The sequence below is a fragment of the Bifidobacterium sp. W8103 genome, assembly GCF_016100775.1.
Lineage (GTDB): Bacteria > Actinomycetota > Actinomycetes > Actinomycetales > Bifidobacteriaceae > Bombiscardovia > Bombiscardovia choladohabitans.
Genome location: NZ_JACFRV010000001.1, coordinates 1137679 through 1154407, shown reverse-complemented (window position 1 = coordinate 1154407; position 16729 = coordinate 1137679). Strand labels below are relative to the sequence as shown.

14 protein-coding genes are annotated in these 16729 nt (G+C 60.9%); 2 read left to right on the top strand and 12 right to left on the bottom strand.

Going from position 1 to position 16729, the window contains the following annotated elements; translation table 11 throughout:
- Positions 1–227: 227 nt before the first annotated feature.
- Positions 228–1370, bottom strand: coding sequence for an inositol-3-phosphate synthase (locus H3U90_RS04340; protein ID WP_029678243.1), 1143 nt, complete (start codon positions 1368–1370; stop codon positions 228–230).
- 171 nt (positions 1371–1541) lie between these two features.
- Here H3U90_RS04340 and H3U90_RS04335 point away from each other — a divergent pair, with 171 nt between their 5' ends.
- The gene (locus tag H3U90_RS04335) at positions 1542–3788 is read left to right on the top strand and encodes a transglycosylase domain-containing protein (protein ID WP_198177189.1); all 2247 of its coding nucleotides are present in this window, start codon (positions 1542–1544) and stop codon (positions 3786–3788) included.
- A 99-nt stretch (positions 3789–3887) separates the two neighbouring features.
- Here the strand turns inward: H3U90_RS04335 and leuA are convergent, their stop codons facing one another.
- The 8 genes from leuA to H3U90_RS04295 all read right to left on the bottom strand — a co-directional run bounded on the left by leuA (position 3888) and on the right by H3U90_RS04295 (position 12755).
- A complete protein-coding gene (gene leuA, locus H3U90_RS04330) occupies positions 3888–5798 on the bottom strand; it encodes a 2-isopropylmalate synthase (RefSeq protein ID WP_198177188.1) in 1911 nt (636 codons plus the stop codon).
- Positions 5799–6061: 263 nt separating this feature from the next.
- Entirely contained in the window at positions 6062–6682 is a 621-nt protein-coding gene (locus tag H3U90_RS04325; protein ID WP_198177187.1) for a DUF5701 family protein, read from the bottom strand.
- Positions 6683–6766: 84 nt separating this feature from the next.
- Complete coding sequence (locus tag H3U90_RS04320; protein WP_024626963.1) at positions 6767–7459, bottom strand: L-ribulose-5-phosphate 4-epimerase; 693 nt, start codon at positions 7457–7459, stop codon at positions 6767–6769.
- Positions 7460–7553: 94 nt separating this feature from the next.
- Positions 7554–8915 (bottom strand): MFS transporter, encoded by a 1362-nt coding sequence (locus tag H3U90_RS04315; RefSeq protein WP_198177186.1) that lies wholly within the window; start codon positions 8913–8915, stop codon positions 7554–7556.
- Positions 8916–9049: 134 nt separating this feature from the next.
- Positions 9050–10006, bottom strand: coding sequence for a sugar kinase (locus H3U90_RS04310; RefSeq protein ID WP_198177185.1), 957 nt, complete (start codon positions 10004–10006; stop codon positions 9050–9052).
- A gap of 213 nt (positions 10007–10219) precedes the next feature.
- The gene (locus H3U90_RS04305) at positions 10220–11089 is read right to left on the bottom strand and encodes an L-ribulose-5-phosphate 3-epimerase (protein ID WP_198177184.1); all 870 of its coding nucleotides are present in this window, start codon (positions 11087–11089) and stop codon (positions 10220–10222) included.
- On the bottom strand, positions 11086–11760 hold the full coding sequence (locus H3U90_RS04300) for a 3-keto-L-gulonate-6-phosphate decarboxylase UlaD (protein ID WP_198177183.1): 675 nt from the start codon (positions 11758–11760) through the stop codon (positions 11086–11088). Before H3U90_RS04300 ends, H3U90_RS04305 begins: the two co-directional genes overlap by 4 nt.
- A gap of 5 nt (positions 11761–11765) precedes the next feature.
- Complete coding sequence (locus tag H3U90_RS04295; protein WP_045935859.1) at positions 11766–12755, bottom strand: phosphotriesterase family protein; 990 nt, start codon at positions 12753–12755, stop codon at positions 11766–11768.
- Positions 12756–13001: 246 nt separating this feature from the next.
- Between H3U90_RS04295 and H3U90_RS04290 the strand changes: the two genes are divergently transcribed.
- Complete coding sequence (locus H3U90_RS04290; RefSeq protein ID WP_232340480.1) at positions 13002–14042, top strand: sugar-binding transcriptional regulator; 1041 nt, start codon at positions 13002–13004, stop codon at positions 14040–14042.
- Positions 14043–14153: 111 nt separating this feature from the next.
- On the opposite strand, the gene H3U90_RS04285 is transcribed toward H3U90_RS04290, so the two are convergent.
- Genes H3U90_RS04285 through H3U90_RS04275 form a run of 3 tightly spaced genes read right to left on the bottom strand, consistent with a single transcriptional unit; the run spans position 14154 to position 16653 of the window.
- Positions 14154–15242, bottom strand: coding sequence for an aspartate-semialdehyde dehydrogenase (locus H3U90_RS04285; protein ID WP_198177182.1), 1089 nt, complete (start codon positions 15240–15242; stop codon positions 14154–14156).
- A gap of 17 nt (positions 15243–15259) precedes the next feature.
- A complete protein-coding gene (locus H3U90_RS04280; protein ID WP_029678247.1) occupies positions 15260–15823 on the bottom strand; it encodes an ACT domain-containing protein in 564 nt (187 codons plus the stop codon).
- Complete coding sequence (locus tag H3U90_RS04275) at positions 15820–16653, bottom strand: aspartate kinase (protein WP_198177181.1); 834 nt, start codon at positions 16651–16653, stop codon at positions 15820–15822. Before H3U90_RS04275 ends, H3U90_RS04280 begins: the two co-directional genes overlap by 4 nt.
- Between the last annotated feature and the right edge of the window lie 76 nt (positions 16654–16729).

The window sequence follows — 16729 nt, the reverse complement described above, 5'->3', positions numbered from 1 at the left end:
ATCCCTATCGTCCCGTCAGAGGCAATCCTTGGAGGGAGCATGAGACCGAAGAGTCCAGCATCAGACGAAGTCGGCTGATCCGAAGCTCCTATTCCAATCCGAATATAAGAAGGCCGACCACTCACGAAAGTGGCCGGCCTTCTTTAGACCAAGCATCTGCCGTTCATGCCTCCAAGACAACCCTTCAAACAGGCGCCTCAGAAATCAATCAGGCAGCATTTGCAGGCTCAGGCGTGCCAGACGTCCTTGCCGTTCTCCTTGGCGGCCTTGACATCGGCATCCAGGGCGCTCTCGTCGCCCTCCACCTTGCCGGCGATGTAATCCTCGACCAGCTGACGGGCCTCGTTGTCCTCATGCTGGACAGCGGGGGACTTCATGAAGTAGGAGCTGGGTGCCAGCACCGGACCCGCCAGATGGCGGTCCAGAGCAATCTTGGCGGCGCGCAGGGCATCGATGACGATGCCGGCCGAGTTGGGCGAATCCCAGACCTCCAGCTTGTACTCCAGATTCAGCGGGACGTCACCGAAGGTGGTGCCCTCCAGACGCACGAAGGCGAACTTGCGGTCATCCAGCCAGGCCACGTAGTCGGAAGGACCGATGTGGACGTTGTGGGGATCCATGTCGTGAGGGACGATGGAGGTGACTGCACGGGTCTTGGAAACCTTCTTGGACTCCAGGCGAGTGCGCTGCAGCATGTTCATGAAGTCCATGTTGCCGCCCACGTTCAGCTGATAGGTGCGGTCCAGGCGCACGCCGCGGTCCTCGAAGAGGCGGGCCATGACCCTGTGGGTGATGGTGGCGCCAACCTGGCTCTTGATGTCATCACCCACGATGGGCAGACCGGCATCGCGGAACTTCTGGGCCCACTCGGGGTCGGAGGCGATGAAGACAGGCAGGCAGTTGACGAAGGCGCAACCGGCCTCGATGGCGGCGGTGGCGTAGGCCTTGTCAGCCTGTTCAGAGCCGACGGGCAGGTAGGAGACCAGCACATCGACCTTCTTGTCGCGCAGGACCTGGGCCACATCCACGGGCTCGGCATCCGACTCGGTGATCATCTTCTTGTAGTACTCGCCCAGCCCGTCGCCGGTCGGCCCGCGCAGGACCTCCACGCCCTTGTTGGGGACGTCGCAGAACTTGTAGGTGTTGTTTTGCGAGGCGAAGATGGCCTCGCTCAGGTCCTTGCCGACCTTGAGTGAATCCACATCGAAGGCGGTCACGAACTCCACGTCACGAATGCGGTAGCCGCCGAAATTGGCGTGCATGATGCCCGGGATCTTGTCATCATCCTTGGCGTCCTTATAATATTCGACTCCCTGTACCAGCGAGGAAGCGCAGTTGCCCACGCCCGCTATAGCTACACGGATGCTCATACAAACTCCTCTGATTTACTGAGTTATTCCAACCTAAGCATACCTTCTCCCTGTAGATAGGATGGTGGAATGGGCAGTACAGACCGCCAAGGATGGCGCAAACGTACGAAAATGATGAACGTTCAGCCTTAGGTCGAACAGTTTTCAGCCCCGCCGGTTAGCGTGGTTGGCATGGCCAATCAGACTCGTTCAGTCAGTTCGACCTCGCCCACACGCAGGACCCGGTCCGAAGCGCGCGGCAGCAGGAATCGTGCCGACAGGCTCACCTCGCGGCATGCCGACCGGAATCCCCGGGGCGGCGGACCACGTCGCAGACGGCCCCACAAGTCGCATCGCGTGCTTAAGTGGACCCTGGCCCTGCTGGGACTGGTGCTGGTCGCCGGGGCGGCGGCCTTCGCATACCTGTATCTGACCACTGAAATCATCCCGCCTGAGAAGCAGGCCCTGGCACAGAAGACCACGGTCTACTATGCGGACGGCACCACCCCCATCGGAACCTATGCCAACCAGAACCGGGAGATCATCGACTGCTCGGTCCTGCCCAAGTATGTGGGCAACGCGGTCGTCGCCTCGGAGAACCGCACCTTCTACAAGGACAACGGCATCGACCTGAAAGGCATCAGCCGAGCGCTCTTCAACAACGTGACCAAAGGCACCCGTCAGGGCGGATCCACCATCACCCAGCAGTATGCCGAGCGCTACTATCTGGGCGAGACCACCACCTACAAGGGCAAGCTGCGCGAGGCCATTCTCTCCTTGAAGATTTCCAGGACAGAGGATAAGGACACCGTCCTGTGCAACTACCTGAACACCATCTACTTCGGCCGTGGCGCTTACGGGATCCAGGCCGCCGCGCAAAACTACTTCGGTAAGGACGCCAAGGACCTGACCATGCCTGAGTCGGCCATGCTGGCTGGCATCATCCCCGCCCCTGCCTCCTGGGATCCGGCAGTCAACCCCAAGCAGGCCGAGTCGCGCTTCCACCGCGTGCTGGCCATCATGGAGGAGGACCACTACATCAGTCATCAGGACAGGGTCAGCGCCCAAATGCCGCAGACCATCAAATACATGCCGCAGAACGTCTACCAGGGACCCAACGGCTACCTGCTACGCATGGTCCGCAATGAGCTGTCCTCCGGCAAAAAGGCCCCCTTCACAGCGGACGACCTGGATACAGGCGGCTACCGGATCATCACCACCATCCAAAAGGACAAACAGGATCTGATGTTCCAAGTGGCCAGTCCGTCCACAGGAAACAAGCATCTGCCGCCCACTCTGCAAATCGGGGGGCTCTCGGTCGACCCCAAGACCGGGGCCATCATCTCCCTGTACGCCGGTGACGACTACCTGACACACCAGCTCAACAACGTGGACCAGGCGACCTTCCAGGTGGGTTCGACCATGAAGGCCTACACACTCCTGGGCGCCATCCAGGACGGGGTCAGCCTGAACACGGTCTTCAACGGCAATTCACCGCGTACCTTCTCCAGCGTGGGCAAGTCCGTCGCCAACGCCGGTAATGTCAGCTACGGGTACATCAACCTCTACTCGGCATTCGCCAATTCGGTCAACACGGTCTTCATGGACTTGGGCGAGCACGTGACCTCACACAAGATTGCCCAGGTGGCCCACACAGCCGGTATCACCGGGAAAATCGACGACACGACCACCTTCGACACCCTGGGTGTGGACGCTCTCTCGGTCTATGACGTGACCCAGGGTTACGCCACTCTGGCCAACGGGGGGCAACGACCCAAACTGCACCTGGTCGCTCAGGTCAAGGACGCCAAGGATCAGGAGCTCTACACGGCCGCAATCCAGTCGGATCAGGTCTTCAACGCCGATCAGGTGGCTCTGCTGCAGAAGGCCATGACCACCACGGTCCAGCGTGGCACTGCGTCCTATGCCCGTTCCCTGGGGCGGCCCATCGCCGGCAAGACCGGCACGGCCAATGACCAGACCGCCATCTCCTTCATCGGATTCACCCCCTCGCTCCTGACCACCTTCGCCGTCTGGAACCAGGGGCAGGACGGCGGGGCCCTGAAGGTGCCGGATCGCTATCACGACGACTTCTATGCGGTCCAGCTCTTCACCCAATACATGAAGTCGGCCCTGGGCAACAGTCCGGTGGAGCGTTTCCCGGATGCAGAGGACCACGGCAAGGTCGGTGGCCCGGAAGGCAATTGGGGCACCGGATCCAGGCAGAGCAGCTCGTCCACGCGCAACCGTGAATACTCATACGCCCCCCAGCAGCGCTCCCAGCGCCAGAACTCCGAGCAGGGGCAGTCCGGATCCGGCAGTGGTTCAGGCGCTGGCGCTGGAGGTGGAACGGAGAACGAAGACAACAGCGGCAGCAATGAGGGCGGCAACGAAGGCAGCACTCAGGGCAACTCAGGGACCGAGTCAACCCAGGAGTAAACCAGCCAGCGGTATACCAGTTCAGACAATGTGGTCCGACCCGGGCGTAGCTGTGCGTCCGGATCGGACCTGAATGACGGGTATTGGATTTTCTGGCCCTCAGCCGCGCTGGAAGCGGTTGAGCGCCGAGATGATGGCCTTGAGGGAGCTGGTGGAGATGGACGAGTCGATGCCCACACCCCAGATCACCCGGGACCTGGCCGGTTCGCCCACCTGGCATTCCACGTAGGAAGCCGCCAGAGCATCCGTGCCGGCGGTCATGGCGTGCTCGGCGTAATCCAGGACCGAGACGGTCTGATCCAGGGACTTGAGTGCATCCAGGAAGGCCGCAATAGGACCGTTCCCATGTCCCTGAACACGACGACGCTCCTCGGGATCGCCCGGGGCAAGCCCCCGATCCAGCAGGGTGGCATCGAGAACAGTGTCGGAACCGTCCTCGCCGGAGGTGACTGCCACATTCAGCAGCTTGAAGCGGCCCCACTGCTGCAGGGTCTCGTCGCGCTGGTCGGCCATGGACTCGCCGCCGACCACGCTCCCGCCGGCCTCCACGGGCAGGTACTCGTCCTTGAAGAGCCGCCAGATGTCGGCATCCTTGACCTCGCGCTTGGTCCTGTCAGCATAGCTTTGGACCAACCGCTCGAACTCCACCTGGAGGCGCTTGGGCAGATCCAGATGATGGTTGGCCTTGAGCAGGTAGGCCATGCCGCCCTTGCCCGACTGGGAGTTGACCCGGATGATGGCCTCGTAGTTGCCGCCCACATCCTTGGGATCGATGGGCAGGTAGGGCACCAGCCAGAGGAAGTCGTCGGGGTTGGCGTTGGCGCGCAGGGCCGCCTGCTGCCGGGCATCCAGGCCCTTCTTGATGGCATCCTGGTGAGAGCCGGAGAAGGCTGTGAAGACGAAGTTGCCGACGTAGGGGTGCCGCTCGGAGACGGCGATCTGATTACAGTACTCCACCGTCCGACGAATGCCGGGCATGTCGGAGAAGTCCAGCTGGGGGTCGATCCCCTGGACCAGCATGTTCAGCCCCACTGTGCAAATGTCGACGTTGCCGGTGCGCTCGCCATTGCCCAGCAGACAGCCCTCCACCCGGTCGGCCCCGGCCAGCAGGCTGAGCTCGGTGGCGGCCACAGCCATGCCCTCGTCGTTATGGGGGTGCAGGGAGAGCACCACCGCATCCCGGTCCCTGAGGTTGGTGGATATGTACTCCACCTCGTCGGCGAAGACATTGGGGGTGGTCATCTCCACGGTGTTGGGCAGATTGATGATCATGGGGTGCTCCGGCGTGGGCCGGATCACGTCGATGACCGCGTTGCAGACCTCCAGGGAATACTCGGGCTCTGCGCCGGAGAAGGACTCGGGCGAATACTCATAGGAAAGATCAGTGCCCCCGGCATCAGCCTCCAGGGAGCGGCAGAGTTCGGCGGCATCGGTGGCCAGCTTCTTGATCCCGGCCTTGTCCTTGTGGAAGACGACCTCCCGCTGCAGGACCGAGACCGAGTTGTAGAAGTGGACCACGGCCCGCTTGGCCCCACGCAGGGCTTCATAGGTGCGGCGAATCAGGTGCTCGCGGGCCTGGGTCAGGACCACGATGGTCACGTCGTCGGGAATCAGCTCGCGCTCTATCAGCAAGCGGATGAAGTCGTAATCGGTCTCGGAGGCCGAGGGGAAGCCCACTTCGATCTCCTTGAAGCCCATGGAGATCAGCAGATTCCAGAATCGCAGCTTACGCTCGGAATCCATGGGGTCGACCAGGGCCTGGTTGCCGTCGCGAAGATCGACCGAACACCAACGGGGCGCCCGCTTCAGGGTCTTGCCCGGCCAGGTGCGCTGCGGGTAGTCAAAGGGGACCTGCTTGTTGTAGGCCACATATTTGTTGTAGGGCATAGCGCTGGGCTTCTGCGGCGAACCCACGAACCTGGGGGGAGGCAGCAGCAGGTCGTTGTTCCCTCCATTGGACGCCGCGGCCTGGGCCGCAAGATCAAACACGGATGCACGATCCTGATCCATCTCTCCTCCTTCTTTCGTTCGTCGGAAACCACAATGTCACCCGGCCATGGGTGTTCGGGCAGACCAAAACCGTACCGGGGGTGCCATTATTTTACCGGAGGAGAGCCGGGACATGCAGTCCGGGTCCGCATTCCGACGCAGGGGAAGGCGAGCGCACAGAGCCTGGCATAATTCGCAAGGTTGCCAAGGGTGCGAACACTACACAATGCAAGCACTGACAGAGTGCTCACTGCATAGGATTCATAAGATTCGGTAGAAAAGATTCACTGGAAGAGGGAGACGCCGCGACGGCCCTCGCAGTAAGCGTTGCCCAGCCAGGTGTGGCGCGAGTTGGGCCAGACCGAACCCAGACGGGGTGCGTTCTGGCTCATCCAGATGCTGGGCACGCGCCCATCGGCGCTGTGGGAACCCAGCAGGTTGAAGCCGTTCTTGACCGCCAGCCAGTCGGGATGCTGGGTGGCGATGGCCAGACCCTCCTCCAAGGTCAGGGGAAGACGATCATCGGAGTCGATCAGCTTGCGGGCCACATCAGGCTCGCGGTTGGTGTAGCAGGTACCGGTATGTGGCTCCAGGACGAGGTAGAAGGGCCCCTCCGGCGGCTCGAACCCGTTCTGGGGCAGGAAGCTGGCGATGTCACGCGGCGGCATAGTGGTAAAGCCGGCCATGCGATTGATGCTGGTCCGGGCGATCAGCGACTCAGGTGAGACCAGCTCCCTGGTAGGGATGAGCAGGATCTGCTCGCCCAGCTCAGTGGACTCCAGCGCGGAGATCAGGGGCTGGGCCAAGGCTCTGAACGCGGCGGCACTGATGTCCGCCACATCCGGATAGCCCAGGGCCACGATCCGATCCAGTTGCCGCTGCACTTCTTGGGAAGATCTGGTCATGGTCTCCAGTCTAATTCGAATCCGCCGTGACAAGCATCTGCGCTGGCGTCACCCGCATGCCGGGGCGAGACATCGCATTTAGATTCAATGCTGGCCGTACACGTGCTGGTAGCGGTCGTTCAGACTGGCCACGTCCTCGTCGGACAGGGGCACGGGCGTACCAATCTGCTCAGCGGCCCATACCGTACGCGCCACCTCCTCCGTCATCGCCGCCGCCTTCACCGCTGCTTCGGCATCCGCCCCGACCGTGAAGGGGCCGTGATTGCGCATGAGCACTGCAGGGCAGCCCGGATGCTCCGCCAGGGTCTCGACCACCCCACGACCTATCTGGTCCGAACCGATCAAGGCGAAGGGACCCACCGGCACCGGACCGCCGAACTCATCACCCATCATTGTCAATACACATGGAATTGACCGGCCCACTGCAGCGAAGGCCGTCGCAAAGGTCGAATGCGTGTGCACCACGCCAAACACTTCAGGCATGTGTCGGTAAATGTAAGCGTGCGAAAACACATCCGAGGAGGGGGCGGCAGATCCATCCACCACATGCCCCTCCAGATCCGTGACCACCATTGATTCCGGAGTCAACTGCTCATAGCGCACCCCGGATGGCTTGATCACCAGCAAGTCGGCTGAATGCAGACGCTGTGAGACATTCCCCGCCGTCCACACCACCAGCCCCCACTTGATCAACTGCTCATGCAGGGCAGCAACATGCTCACGGACCAGACCTACTTCGACACGTACCTCGTCAGGGAAATCAGCCAAGGACGTCATTAGAACCACCACCATTTCCAATATGGGGCCGACCCTCCCTGCGAAAAGCCGGCCCGGTTTGCTTACCTGCGCGTGCAGACCTTGCTGTCCATCCTCACAGGCTTTCCAGATCCCTGCCCTTGGTCTCCTGGGCAAAGAGGTATACGACGGCGCCGATGACCAGGCAGACACCGAAGAAGGTGAATGCCGTGGTGACAACGCCGATGTTGATGTGCTGGGAGACATAGTCGCCGCCCACCAGGAGCCCCATGAATATAGGACCTACAATCTTGGCCGTAGCGCCGATGCCGTATCCCAGCCCCAGCCCGGTGGAGCGGACATCGTTGGGGAACTGCTCGCCGCCGAAGGCGTTGAGAATGCCGAAAACACCGTCAGCGAAAGTCATTATGACCAGGACGGCGATGTAGAACTGCCAGCCGGAATTATGGAAGAAGGCTGCATAGAAGCATCCCAAGGCCCCGATGATGCCGAAGGAGAACATGGTCCAGCGCCGGCCGATGATGTCAGCCAGCCAGGCAGAACCGAATCTGCCTATGCAGTCGGCCACGGAGACGCCCATGAACAGGTAGGCCACCATCTGCGTTGAAAAACCGAAGGCATCCTTCATCAGCGTCTGCCCCCAGGATTGGATGGCGAAGGAACCCAGAATGAAGCAGAAGGACCCGACGGAAATGATGACCAGCGGCTTGAGATGCTTGGACAAGAGCAGACGATAGCTGGCCTTCTGCTCCTGCTCGACCTTGGGCAAGGCACCGACCTGGTCCGCGGGAAGCTCCAGGGCCCAAGCCAAGGCCTTGCGGGCATCATCGTCACGTCCCACGCTCTGGTAGAAACGGGGGGACTCAGGCACGGTTGCCAGCCAGAAGAGAAGGAGGACGGGGATAACGCCCAGTGCCACCAGCACGCGCCAATTGTCGCCAATCAGGCTCTGCGAGACGGATCCCAGGAGCAGACCCAAAGGGATGAAGACCGAAGCCAGGCCGGAGAGCATGCCGCGCTGCCTGGCCGGCACGAACTCCTGGACGTAGGGGATGGAGACGATGTTAAGGCCGCCTACGCCGATGCCCACACCGATGCGCAGGATGGCCAGCAGGATCCAGGCACCGTCAGGCAGGAAGACCGACAGGGCCGTGAAGACCACGAAGCAGAGAACACACCACTGGAAGGCATGCTTACGGCCGAAACGATCGGCCAGACGCCCCCAGAGGATGGAACCGATGACCGTGCCCAGCCCGGAACAGGCCAGGATAATGCCAGCGGAGACCCCGGTCAGATGCCAGGCCGAAGTCAGAAGGGAGACCACGAAACCAATCAGGAACATATCGAAGAATTCGGATATATTGCCGGCTATGGCCAGGCCGATGATGCTTTTCTGATGTCCGGTCAGGGGACGAGAGTCTATCTGCTCGTAAGCGGTCAGTGCCTCCCCGGCCTGTGTGACATGTGTATCACTCATAATGGGTTGCTTTTCTTTCTCGGATGATCATAATGATGGCGGCCCGACCCCCGGTATGGGTCTGACCTGAGGATCCAGGCCGCCTTCTCCGTTTTTGGAGAATGCTGCGGCGAGCCTGGATCGTAAAGGAATGGTCAGCGATTGATGTCCCCGCCCAGCGGAATATCCAGTTCCTGAGCGCGGATACGGGTCAGATCGCCCATATGTGTCAGGGCATACTCGGCGGCCCGCTGTCCCCATCTGACACCGCACTCCACATCATCGGAGAGGAAGCCATGGAGGGTGGCGGCCACGAAGGAATCCCCGGCGCCGGGACGATCCACCACCGGAACCGTGGTGGTGACGTATTTCTTGATTCCTTTGGAGGTCCTCAGGTAAGGACCATCCAGGTGATTGGTGGAAACAATGTACTCATTGCCGAAGCGCTGGTAGAGCTGCTCACAGACCTCCTCGCCGGTCCCCTCGATTCCGAAGACGCTTTTGGCATCCTTGATGGAGCAGAAGAGAATGCGGGCCTTGTGAGCAATGGGCTCCAGAACCCTTCTGGCCTGGTCTCCGGTCCAGAGCTTGCTGCGGAAGTTCACGTCAAGGGCGATGTCGATCCCCCGCTTTTCTGCCTGTTCGGCTGCGTAGGTCACCACCTGGGCCGTGGTATCGGTCAGAGCCGCCGTAATGCCGGTCAGAAAGAGCAGGCGGGTGTCCAGCATCCGGTCCCAGTCGTAATCCTCGATCCCCGTCGATCTGAAGGGGGTGTACTCGCGGTCGTAGATGACGTTGGCCGGCATGGGGGGCTCGCCGGGCTCCATGAAGTAGAGGGCGATTCGGCTGGCCGGTTTGCGGACCATGGTGCTCAGATCAACGCCCACGGACCTGTACTCGCTGAGGACGTATTCGCCCAAAACCCCCTCCGGCAGCGAAGAGGTCCACAGGGTCTTGCGCTGAAGCTGAGCCAGAACTCCAGCCACATTGGCCTCGGAACAGGCTGGGTTCATCAGGACCGACCGGGCGTTCATCAGCCGCTCACCCCTCCTGACCGTGAGCCTGATCTGCCCCTCCCCAATGGTCGAAAGGTCATATGCATGTTCTGCCATCACTTGCTCCTTGTCTACACGGTCGTTTTTCCAGCATGGACCACGACGTCCACTTCAGTGCGTATTACGACCTGTCACATTCAAACTCGCACCGATCGGGTCGACCCTCCAAGGACGACCGCTGGCATCATAGCCTCCCTGCTGATGCCAAGGGGTGGAGGACCGGCACAACCACCCCCGAGTCGGCAACCGTGGCGGCTGCCGACCTTTGCCTCACTCTCTGGGGTCGAGCACTTCCATGCCGGCCCCGCGCAACCAGGTTTCCACTTTCTTCCTTGCATTCATGACGATCTGATCGGCCTGGTCCGAATCGTCGTTCCACATCTCCAGCATGATCCGCCCCGACCAGGACTGCCGGGCCAGCTCGGCGAAAGCCGTGGGAAAATCGGCACAGCCCTCGCCCATGATGATGCGACGCGGCTGCCCCGGGAGCACATCCTTGACGTGGATGGCCAGCATTCTGCCAGCTCCAGCCCTGAGCTCAGCCACGGCATCCAGCTCCTGCTCGTAAAGGTTGCCGATATCCGGGTACATGCTCAGCCATGAGGACCCGATCTGATCGCAGATGGACAGACCCTTGGTGATGGAGGTGATGTCATTGCCGTCCACATTCTCTATGCCCAGCATGACACCCGCCTGAGCAGCATACTCAGCAGCCCTGGCCAGAACCTCCACATACCTGGCGCGTTGGTCGAGATCAGGGTCTTCGTAGTAGGCGTAGTAACCGGCTACCTGGATCAGGGGAATGCCCGCCTCATGAGCCAGATCAACCGCCTTGTGGAAGATGTCATAGGCCTGACGGCGGATAGCCGGATCGGCCGAGCCGGGGCCGACCTTGCGGTGGCAACTCAGGCAGATTCCTCCGACCTGGACGCCCTGGCGGTCAGCGGCCTGGCGGAATGCGGAAGCCTGGGCAGCCGTCCAGTCCAGACGAGCCATCCGCTTGTCGCTTTCGTCAATGGACAGATCCATGAAGGTGAACCCATCGGCCGCGACATGGGACATGAATGCATCCCAGTCATCCGGCTCGGCGGGGGACTTCAGGGCCTTCTCATAGATGCCCAGGGTGACGCTGCCACTCATTGCGGCCACACCCTGCCGATGGTCTCACGGAGTTCAGTGGCGGCGGCAAGGGGGTCATCAGCCTTGACGATGCCGCGGCCCGAGATTACCACTCCGACGGGAACTCCTTGGAAGAAAGGCAGATCCTTGGCCGTGACCCCGCCGGTCACAGTGACCTTGAAGCCCATCTGATGCAGCTGACGGATGCGTTCCTTGTCGTCCTCCCCCCAGGTCAGTTTGCCGGCCGCTTCCGCATCGCGAGAACGGTGGACGATGACCTGGGTGGCTCCAAGTCGCCGCCATTCGCGCGCCTGTTCGGGATCGTAGGTCTCCCCAAGCTCAATCTGGACCTCGCCGCCAAACTCCTGAGCCACCTTCACCACCTGCTCGACCGTGGTCATGGTGGCTCCGGCAACCACTGAGACCCAGCTGGCGCCCGCCTCGAAGCAGGCGCGGGAGATGACCGCTCCAGCCTCGGCGATCCTGACATCCGCCAGGATGGTCTTATTGGGATAGAGGGCACGAATCTCGCGCACGGCCCTGAGTCCTTCGGCGATGATCAGGACGGTTCCGCACTCGATGACATCGACCTGGCTGATAGCCGCGTTCAGAGGTCTCAGGGCCGATGGCATATCAAAGGTGTCCAGAGCGATCTGGAGCTGGGGACGTTCCAGGGTCTTGTCTGCTGCCATTGCGCTCAGGCCTCCTTACGGAAGGAGAAGAAGTTGTGGGCATTGCGAATGAGCAGCTTGTCCACATAATCGGGATCAAAGCCTTCGGCAATCATGCGGGGGCCGTCCACTGCCGGGTTGTAATCCACGCCGCTCACAGAGCCGTAGACCTTCTGGTAGGAGCGCTTGCCGGAGTCCGTACCCAGGAGGATACGGTCCTCATAGCCGTCTTTCTTGAAAGCCTTGAGCTCCATCATCCTGTTGGAATCGGGCTGATACTTGATCCTGTTGGTGCCGTCGATCTCCAGATAGACGCCCAGGTCCAGGATCTCCTCCAGGTAGTAGACATCAGCGTTGCGCTGGATGTGGCCGATGGCGATCTGGTCGGCCGGGACCCCCAGTCCGATCAGGGTCTGGGCTTGTTCCAGACCACAGGTTCCATAAGTGGTGTGCGTGTTGATGGGAGCGCCGGTTTCGATGGCCGCCTTGGCGGCAGCCTCCATGCACTTGTGTTCGAAGGGTGTGATCTCTCCGTAAGCAGTGCCGATCTTGATGACGCCTGCCTTATAAGGGCTGCGATCTACCAGAGGACCGGTGTAATCGTTGCGGTCAATGCCCTCGCGGATATCGGCGATGACCAGGTCGGCGATCTGATCCACGCTGTAGCGGTTGATCCAGTGGGACTGGGTCTCCAGGTAGACATGCTCACGGTGGAAGCCGGTGGCTCCGATGATCTGCAGGTTCTCCACTGAGCGGGCCACCTCGGCCAGCTTCTCGATGTCACGACCACAGTTGATGGGGCACATATCCACCACGGTGCCGCCCTGCTTGCTCCAGTTCAGCGAGGCCTTGGCGAAATAGCCGGCCTCGGTCTCCGCCTTCTCGACTGAATCCAGTTGATGGTCCTTGTCCAAGTAGACCTCACCGGCCCCCACCCGGATCAGATGATCGTGGCTGTTGACTACGCCAAGCGTGCTCGGATCGACATCACCCAGAATGGTTCGTGCGAATGCCATGTGAACTCCTTTGTTGTTTGTGCTCTGCGATTTCGCGGCACCGGTCATCAGGCTTTCCCTTCCGGTGCCCCTGACAGGAAAAAGACTATGTGAGCCATCGGAGAACAACAAGGATATTGATGAACATATGTACTTTAACTGTGGCTTTAATTTTCTATATATTCCATTGTCACCATTAAAAAAGGCATTCTTTAGACCAATCAGAGCAGTTAGACCGTTTGTTACAGATTTTGATAACATGTACATATGTTCAGCGATTTACAGATGATGACCACTTCCGATGCCCGCAAGCGGGTCCAGCTGCTTCTTCGCGTAGCCCGCATGTATTACCAGGATCACATGCTGCAGTCCCAGATCGCCACGGCGACAGGCTATTCCCGTCCCTCCGTCTCCCGAATGCTGAAAGAGGCCCAAGACCGAGGACTGGTGAAGATCTCCATTGAAGATCCGTTAGAGCGGCTTGAAGACCTGGAGTCCAGGCTGATCCGACAATTCAACCTCCGTTGCGCCCGGGTCTCGGAGCCACCGCAAGGATGCACCGGATATGACGTTGTGCCCCGAAGCGCAGCATCTCTCCTGGTTGAGCAGACCAGGCCCGACTCTTTGATAACCGTCTCCAATGGCAACGCAGTCGCCTACACGGTTCGAGAAGTTCCTCTGCAAAACTGGGCAAAGTCCAAGGTCGTGCAGATGATCGGTTCCCTGTCGCCAACCAATCCCATGACGGATTCCCCCGAGATATGCCGCATGCTGGCCCAACGACTGGGTGGCAGCTATTCCACGCTGCCGGTGCCCATGATCCTTTCCTCGAAACCCGTGGCTGAAGCCATGCGCAAAGAACGCCAGATCGCCGACACCCTGACTCTGGGCGGACATGCCGACGTTGCGGTGGTGGGAGTGGGGTCGGTCAAGGAGGGAAGGTCAGGACACATTTTCAAAGACTACGAGAACGCGGTTTTCATCAAGGAGGTGACCGAGCTCAAGGCTGTGGGACACATCTGCGGGCACCACATCGATGCCCAGGGTCGCCACATCCGAACCAGCCTGTGTGAACGCACTATATCGATTGAATTCGAACGCCTGAAGCGGATCCCTCTGGTCATAGGCGTGGCCTGGGGGCCGCAAAAAGTCGCCAGCATCCTCGCCTGTCTGCGGGCCGGGCTTATCTCTGCACTGGCAACCGACCGTGACACGGCCGAGGGGATACTCGAGCTGGATCAACGGCAGAGGAGCGCAGGCAGAAAAGCCTCACAAGCCTCGAGCCGAGCAGAAGCCAGGCAGGGGTGACCCTACATGAAAGCCATCGGGCAGACGGAGCCTGACAGAGCCGATCAGTGCATGCTCCAGGGGCAACACAGGATGTTTGGGTCATGCCACACAATCAGCCCAGAGGCACAATCAGATCCTGTCGGCGAAGTGCTTACGGACGATCAGCTCGGCGATCTGCACTGCGTTGAGGGCCGCCCCCTTGCGCAGGTTGTCGTTGGCCACGAACATGGACAATCCCCTCTTGCCTTCCACGGCCTGGTCCTGGCGGATGCGGCCCACGAAGCTGGGGTCCTTGCCGGCTGCGTCCAGAGGAGTGGGTATTTCCGCCAGACTTACTCCGGGGGCCTCGGACAGCAGGTCGCGGGCCTGGTCGGGGGTGACATCGTGCTCGAACTCGGCATTGATGCTCATGCCGTGGGCTGTGAAGACCCCTACCCGCACACAGGTGCAGGAGGCGGCCAGATCGGGCAGGTGCAGGATCTTGCGGCTCTCATTGCGCAGCTTCTGCTCCTCGTCGGTCTCCCCGCTGCCGTCATCGACCAAGTCTCCTATAAAAGGAACGGCGTTGAAGGCGATGGTGCGCACCACTTTGGTGGGCGGGGGGAACTCGATGGCCGATCCGTCAAAGACCAGCCGGTCAGCACCTTGCTCCACAGCCGTTTTGGCTTCGTCGCGCAGCTGGAGGACGCCGGCACGACCAGCCCCCGACACAGCCTGGTAGGAGGAGACGATCAGGCGGCGCAGACCGTATGCCTTGGCCAGGGGGCTCAGCACCGGCATGCAGGCCATGGTGGTGCAGTTGGGATTGGCCACGATCCGCCTGGGGATAAGGTCCAGGTCCTCGGGGTTGACCTCAGACACCACCAGGGGGACCTGGGGATCCATCCGCCAATGGGAGGAGTTGTCGACCACGTAGGCTCCGGCCTCAGCGAAACGAGGAGCCCAGGTTCCTGAGGTCGAACCGCCGGCGGAGAAGATGGCCAGATCAATCCCGCTCAGGTCGGCCTGCTCCACATCCTCGACCGTGATGGTCCTGTCACGCCAGCGCAGCTGCTCTCCGGCAGACCGGGAGGAGGCCATGAATCGCAGGTCGGCCACCGGGAAGTCCCGTTCGTCCAGCATGCGGCGCATGACCATGCCTACCTGGCCAGTGGCGCCCAGAACGGCAACATTGATGCCTCGGCGACCGTTGTTCGCCAAATCAGCCTTATCAGTCATTGCTCTCTCCTCTCCGCTCAGCGACCCGTGCCGCCATAAACGACCGCCTCGACCTGATCGGCATCCAGATGGAAGGCCGTATGGATGGCCCGTACCGCCTCGTCCAGGTCCTGGATGGGCACCAAGGCGGAGATGCGGATCTCGGAGGTCGAAATCATGAGCACGTTGATATGCCGGTCGCTCAAGGCCCGGAAGAAGGTGGCGGTGATGCCCGAATGGGTCTTCATGCCCACCCCCACCAGGGTCACCTTGCCCACCTCTGGATTGATGTCGACCGATCGGAACCCCAGTTGCTCACGGGAGTCATCCAGCATGGGGACCACCTGATCAGCCTGGGCGGACGGCAGGGTGAAGGAGATGTCCACGGTTCCGGTGGCCGCCCCGGCCTGGACGATCATGTCAATGTTGATGCCGCCCTCGGCAAGGATGGTGAAGAGCCTCGCGGCCACGCCAGGTCGGTCGGGCACAGCCCGCAGGCTGACCTGGGTCTCGCTGCGGTCGTGGGCAACCCCTGAGATGATAGGTGACTCGGGGCCGTTCAGGTCCGGGAACAAGTCACCCATGGATTCGCCGTTGGTCATGACCTTCCTTCCGTCATATCCCGTTGCCTGTCGGTGTGTGCAGCGGGGCGATCCGGCAACTGGCCGGTCTCCAGATTGGGAATCTTGTCGACATCGACATCGTCGGGCATGATCAGCGTACCTGGACGATGGGAAAAGGAACTGCGCACATGGATGGGCATACGGAAGCGCTGGGCATACTCCACGCAGCGCAGGGCCAGCACCTTGGATCCGCCGGCCGCCATCTCAAGCATCTCCTCGTATGAGATACGAGCGATTCTGCGGGCGGTGGGCACAATACGCGGATCGGCGGTAAAGACGCCGTCCACATCGGTATAGATCTCGCAGACATCCGCCTTGAGTGCCACAGCCAGGGCCACAGCCGAGGTGTCCGAGCCGCCACGGCCCAGGGTGGTTGCATCGCCGTCGGCGTTGACCCCCTGGAAGCCTGCCACAATCCCCACTTCGCCTCGGTCCAAAGCCTTCATGACCCGCTGGGGTCGAACATGGCGGATATGGGCTGCGCCGTAGCGTGCATCAGTCATGAATCCCGCCTGCGAACCGGTGAAGGAATGAGCATGCTCGCCTTGTGCATGGATGCTCATGGCCAGCAGGCTCATGGAGATGCGCTCCCCCGCCGTCATGAGCATGTCCATCTCGCGGGCAGGAGGATTGGAATCCACATCCATGGCCTGATCGATCAGATCGTCAGTGGTGTCCCCCATGGCGGAAACCACCACTGCGATGTCATTACCAGCGCGCTTGGTATCAATGATGCGCTTGGCCACACGCTTGATGGAGTCCGAGTCCGCCACTGAGGACCCGCCATATTTCTGAACGATAAGTGCCACTGCTGTTCCATCCCGCGACGGTTAAGCCACTAGACCATCATCTGCAACATGTTGATTATATGGATTATACGAACGA

Excerpts from the sequence above, each read along its gene's own strand:
- H3U90_RS04340 (WP_029678243.1), bottom strand. The coding sequence starts at position 1,370 with ATGAGCATCCGTGTAGCTATAGCGGGCGTGGGCAACTGCGCTTCCTCG.
- H3U90_RS04335 (WP_198177189.1), top strand. The coding sequence starts at position 1,542 with ATGGCCAATCAGACTCGTTCAGTCAGTTCGACCTCGCCCACACGCAGG.
- leuA (WP_198177188.1), bottom strand. The coding sequence starts at position 5,798 with ATGGATCAGGATCGTGCATCCGTGTTTGATCTTGCGGCCCAGGCCGCG.
- H3U90_RS04325 (WP_198177187.1), bottom strand. The coding sequence starts at position 6,682 with ATGACCAGATCTTCCCAAGAAGTGCAGCGGCAACTGGATCGGATCGTG.
- H3U90_RS04320 (WP_024626963.1), bottom strand. The coding sequence starts at position 7,459 with ATGACGTCCTTGGCTGATTTCCCTGACGAGGTACGTGTCGAAGTAGGT.
- H3U90_RS04315 (WP_198177186.1), bottom strand. The coding sequence starts at position 8,915 with ATGAGTGATACACATGTCACACAGGCCGGGGAGGCACTGACCGCTTAC.
- H3U90_RS04310 (WP_198177185.1), bottom strand. The coding sequence starts at position 10,006 with ATGGCAGAACATGCATATGACCTTTCGACCATTGGGGAGGGGCAGATC.
- H3U90_RS04305 (WP_198177184.1), bottom strand. The coding sequence starts at position 11,089 with ATGAGTGGCAGCGTCACCCTGGGCATCTATGAGAAGGCCCTGAAGTCC.
- H3U90_RS04300 (WP_198177183.1), bottom strand. The coding sequence starts at position 11,760 with ATGGCAGCAGACAAGACCCTGGAACGTCCCCAGCTCCAGATCGCTCTG.
- H3U90_RS04295 (WP_045935859.1), bottom strand. The coding sequence starts at position 12,755 with ATGGCATTCGCACGAACCATTCTGGGTGATGTCGATCCGAGCACGCTT.
- H3U90_RS04290 (WP_232340480.1), top strand. The coding sequence starts at position 13,002 with ATGTTCAGCGATTTACAGATGATGACCACTTCCGATGCCCGCAAGCGG.
- H3U90_RS04285 (WP_198177182.1), bottom strand. The coding sequence starts at position 15,242 with ATGACTGATAAGGCTGATTTGGCGAACAACGGTCGCCGAGGCATCAAT.
- H3U90_RS04280 (WP_029678247.1), bottom strand. The coding sequence starts at position 15,823 with ATGACCAACGGCGAATCCATGGGTGACTTGTTCCCGGACCTGAACGGC.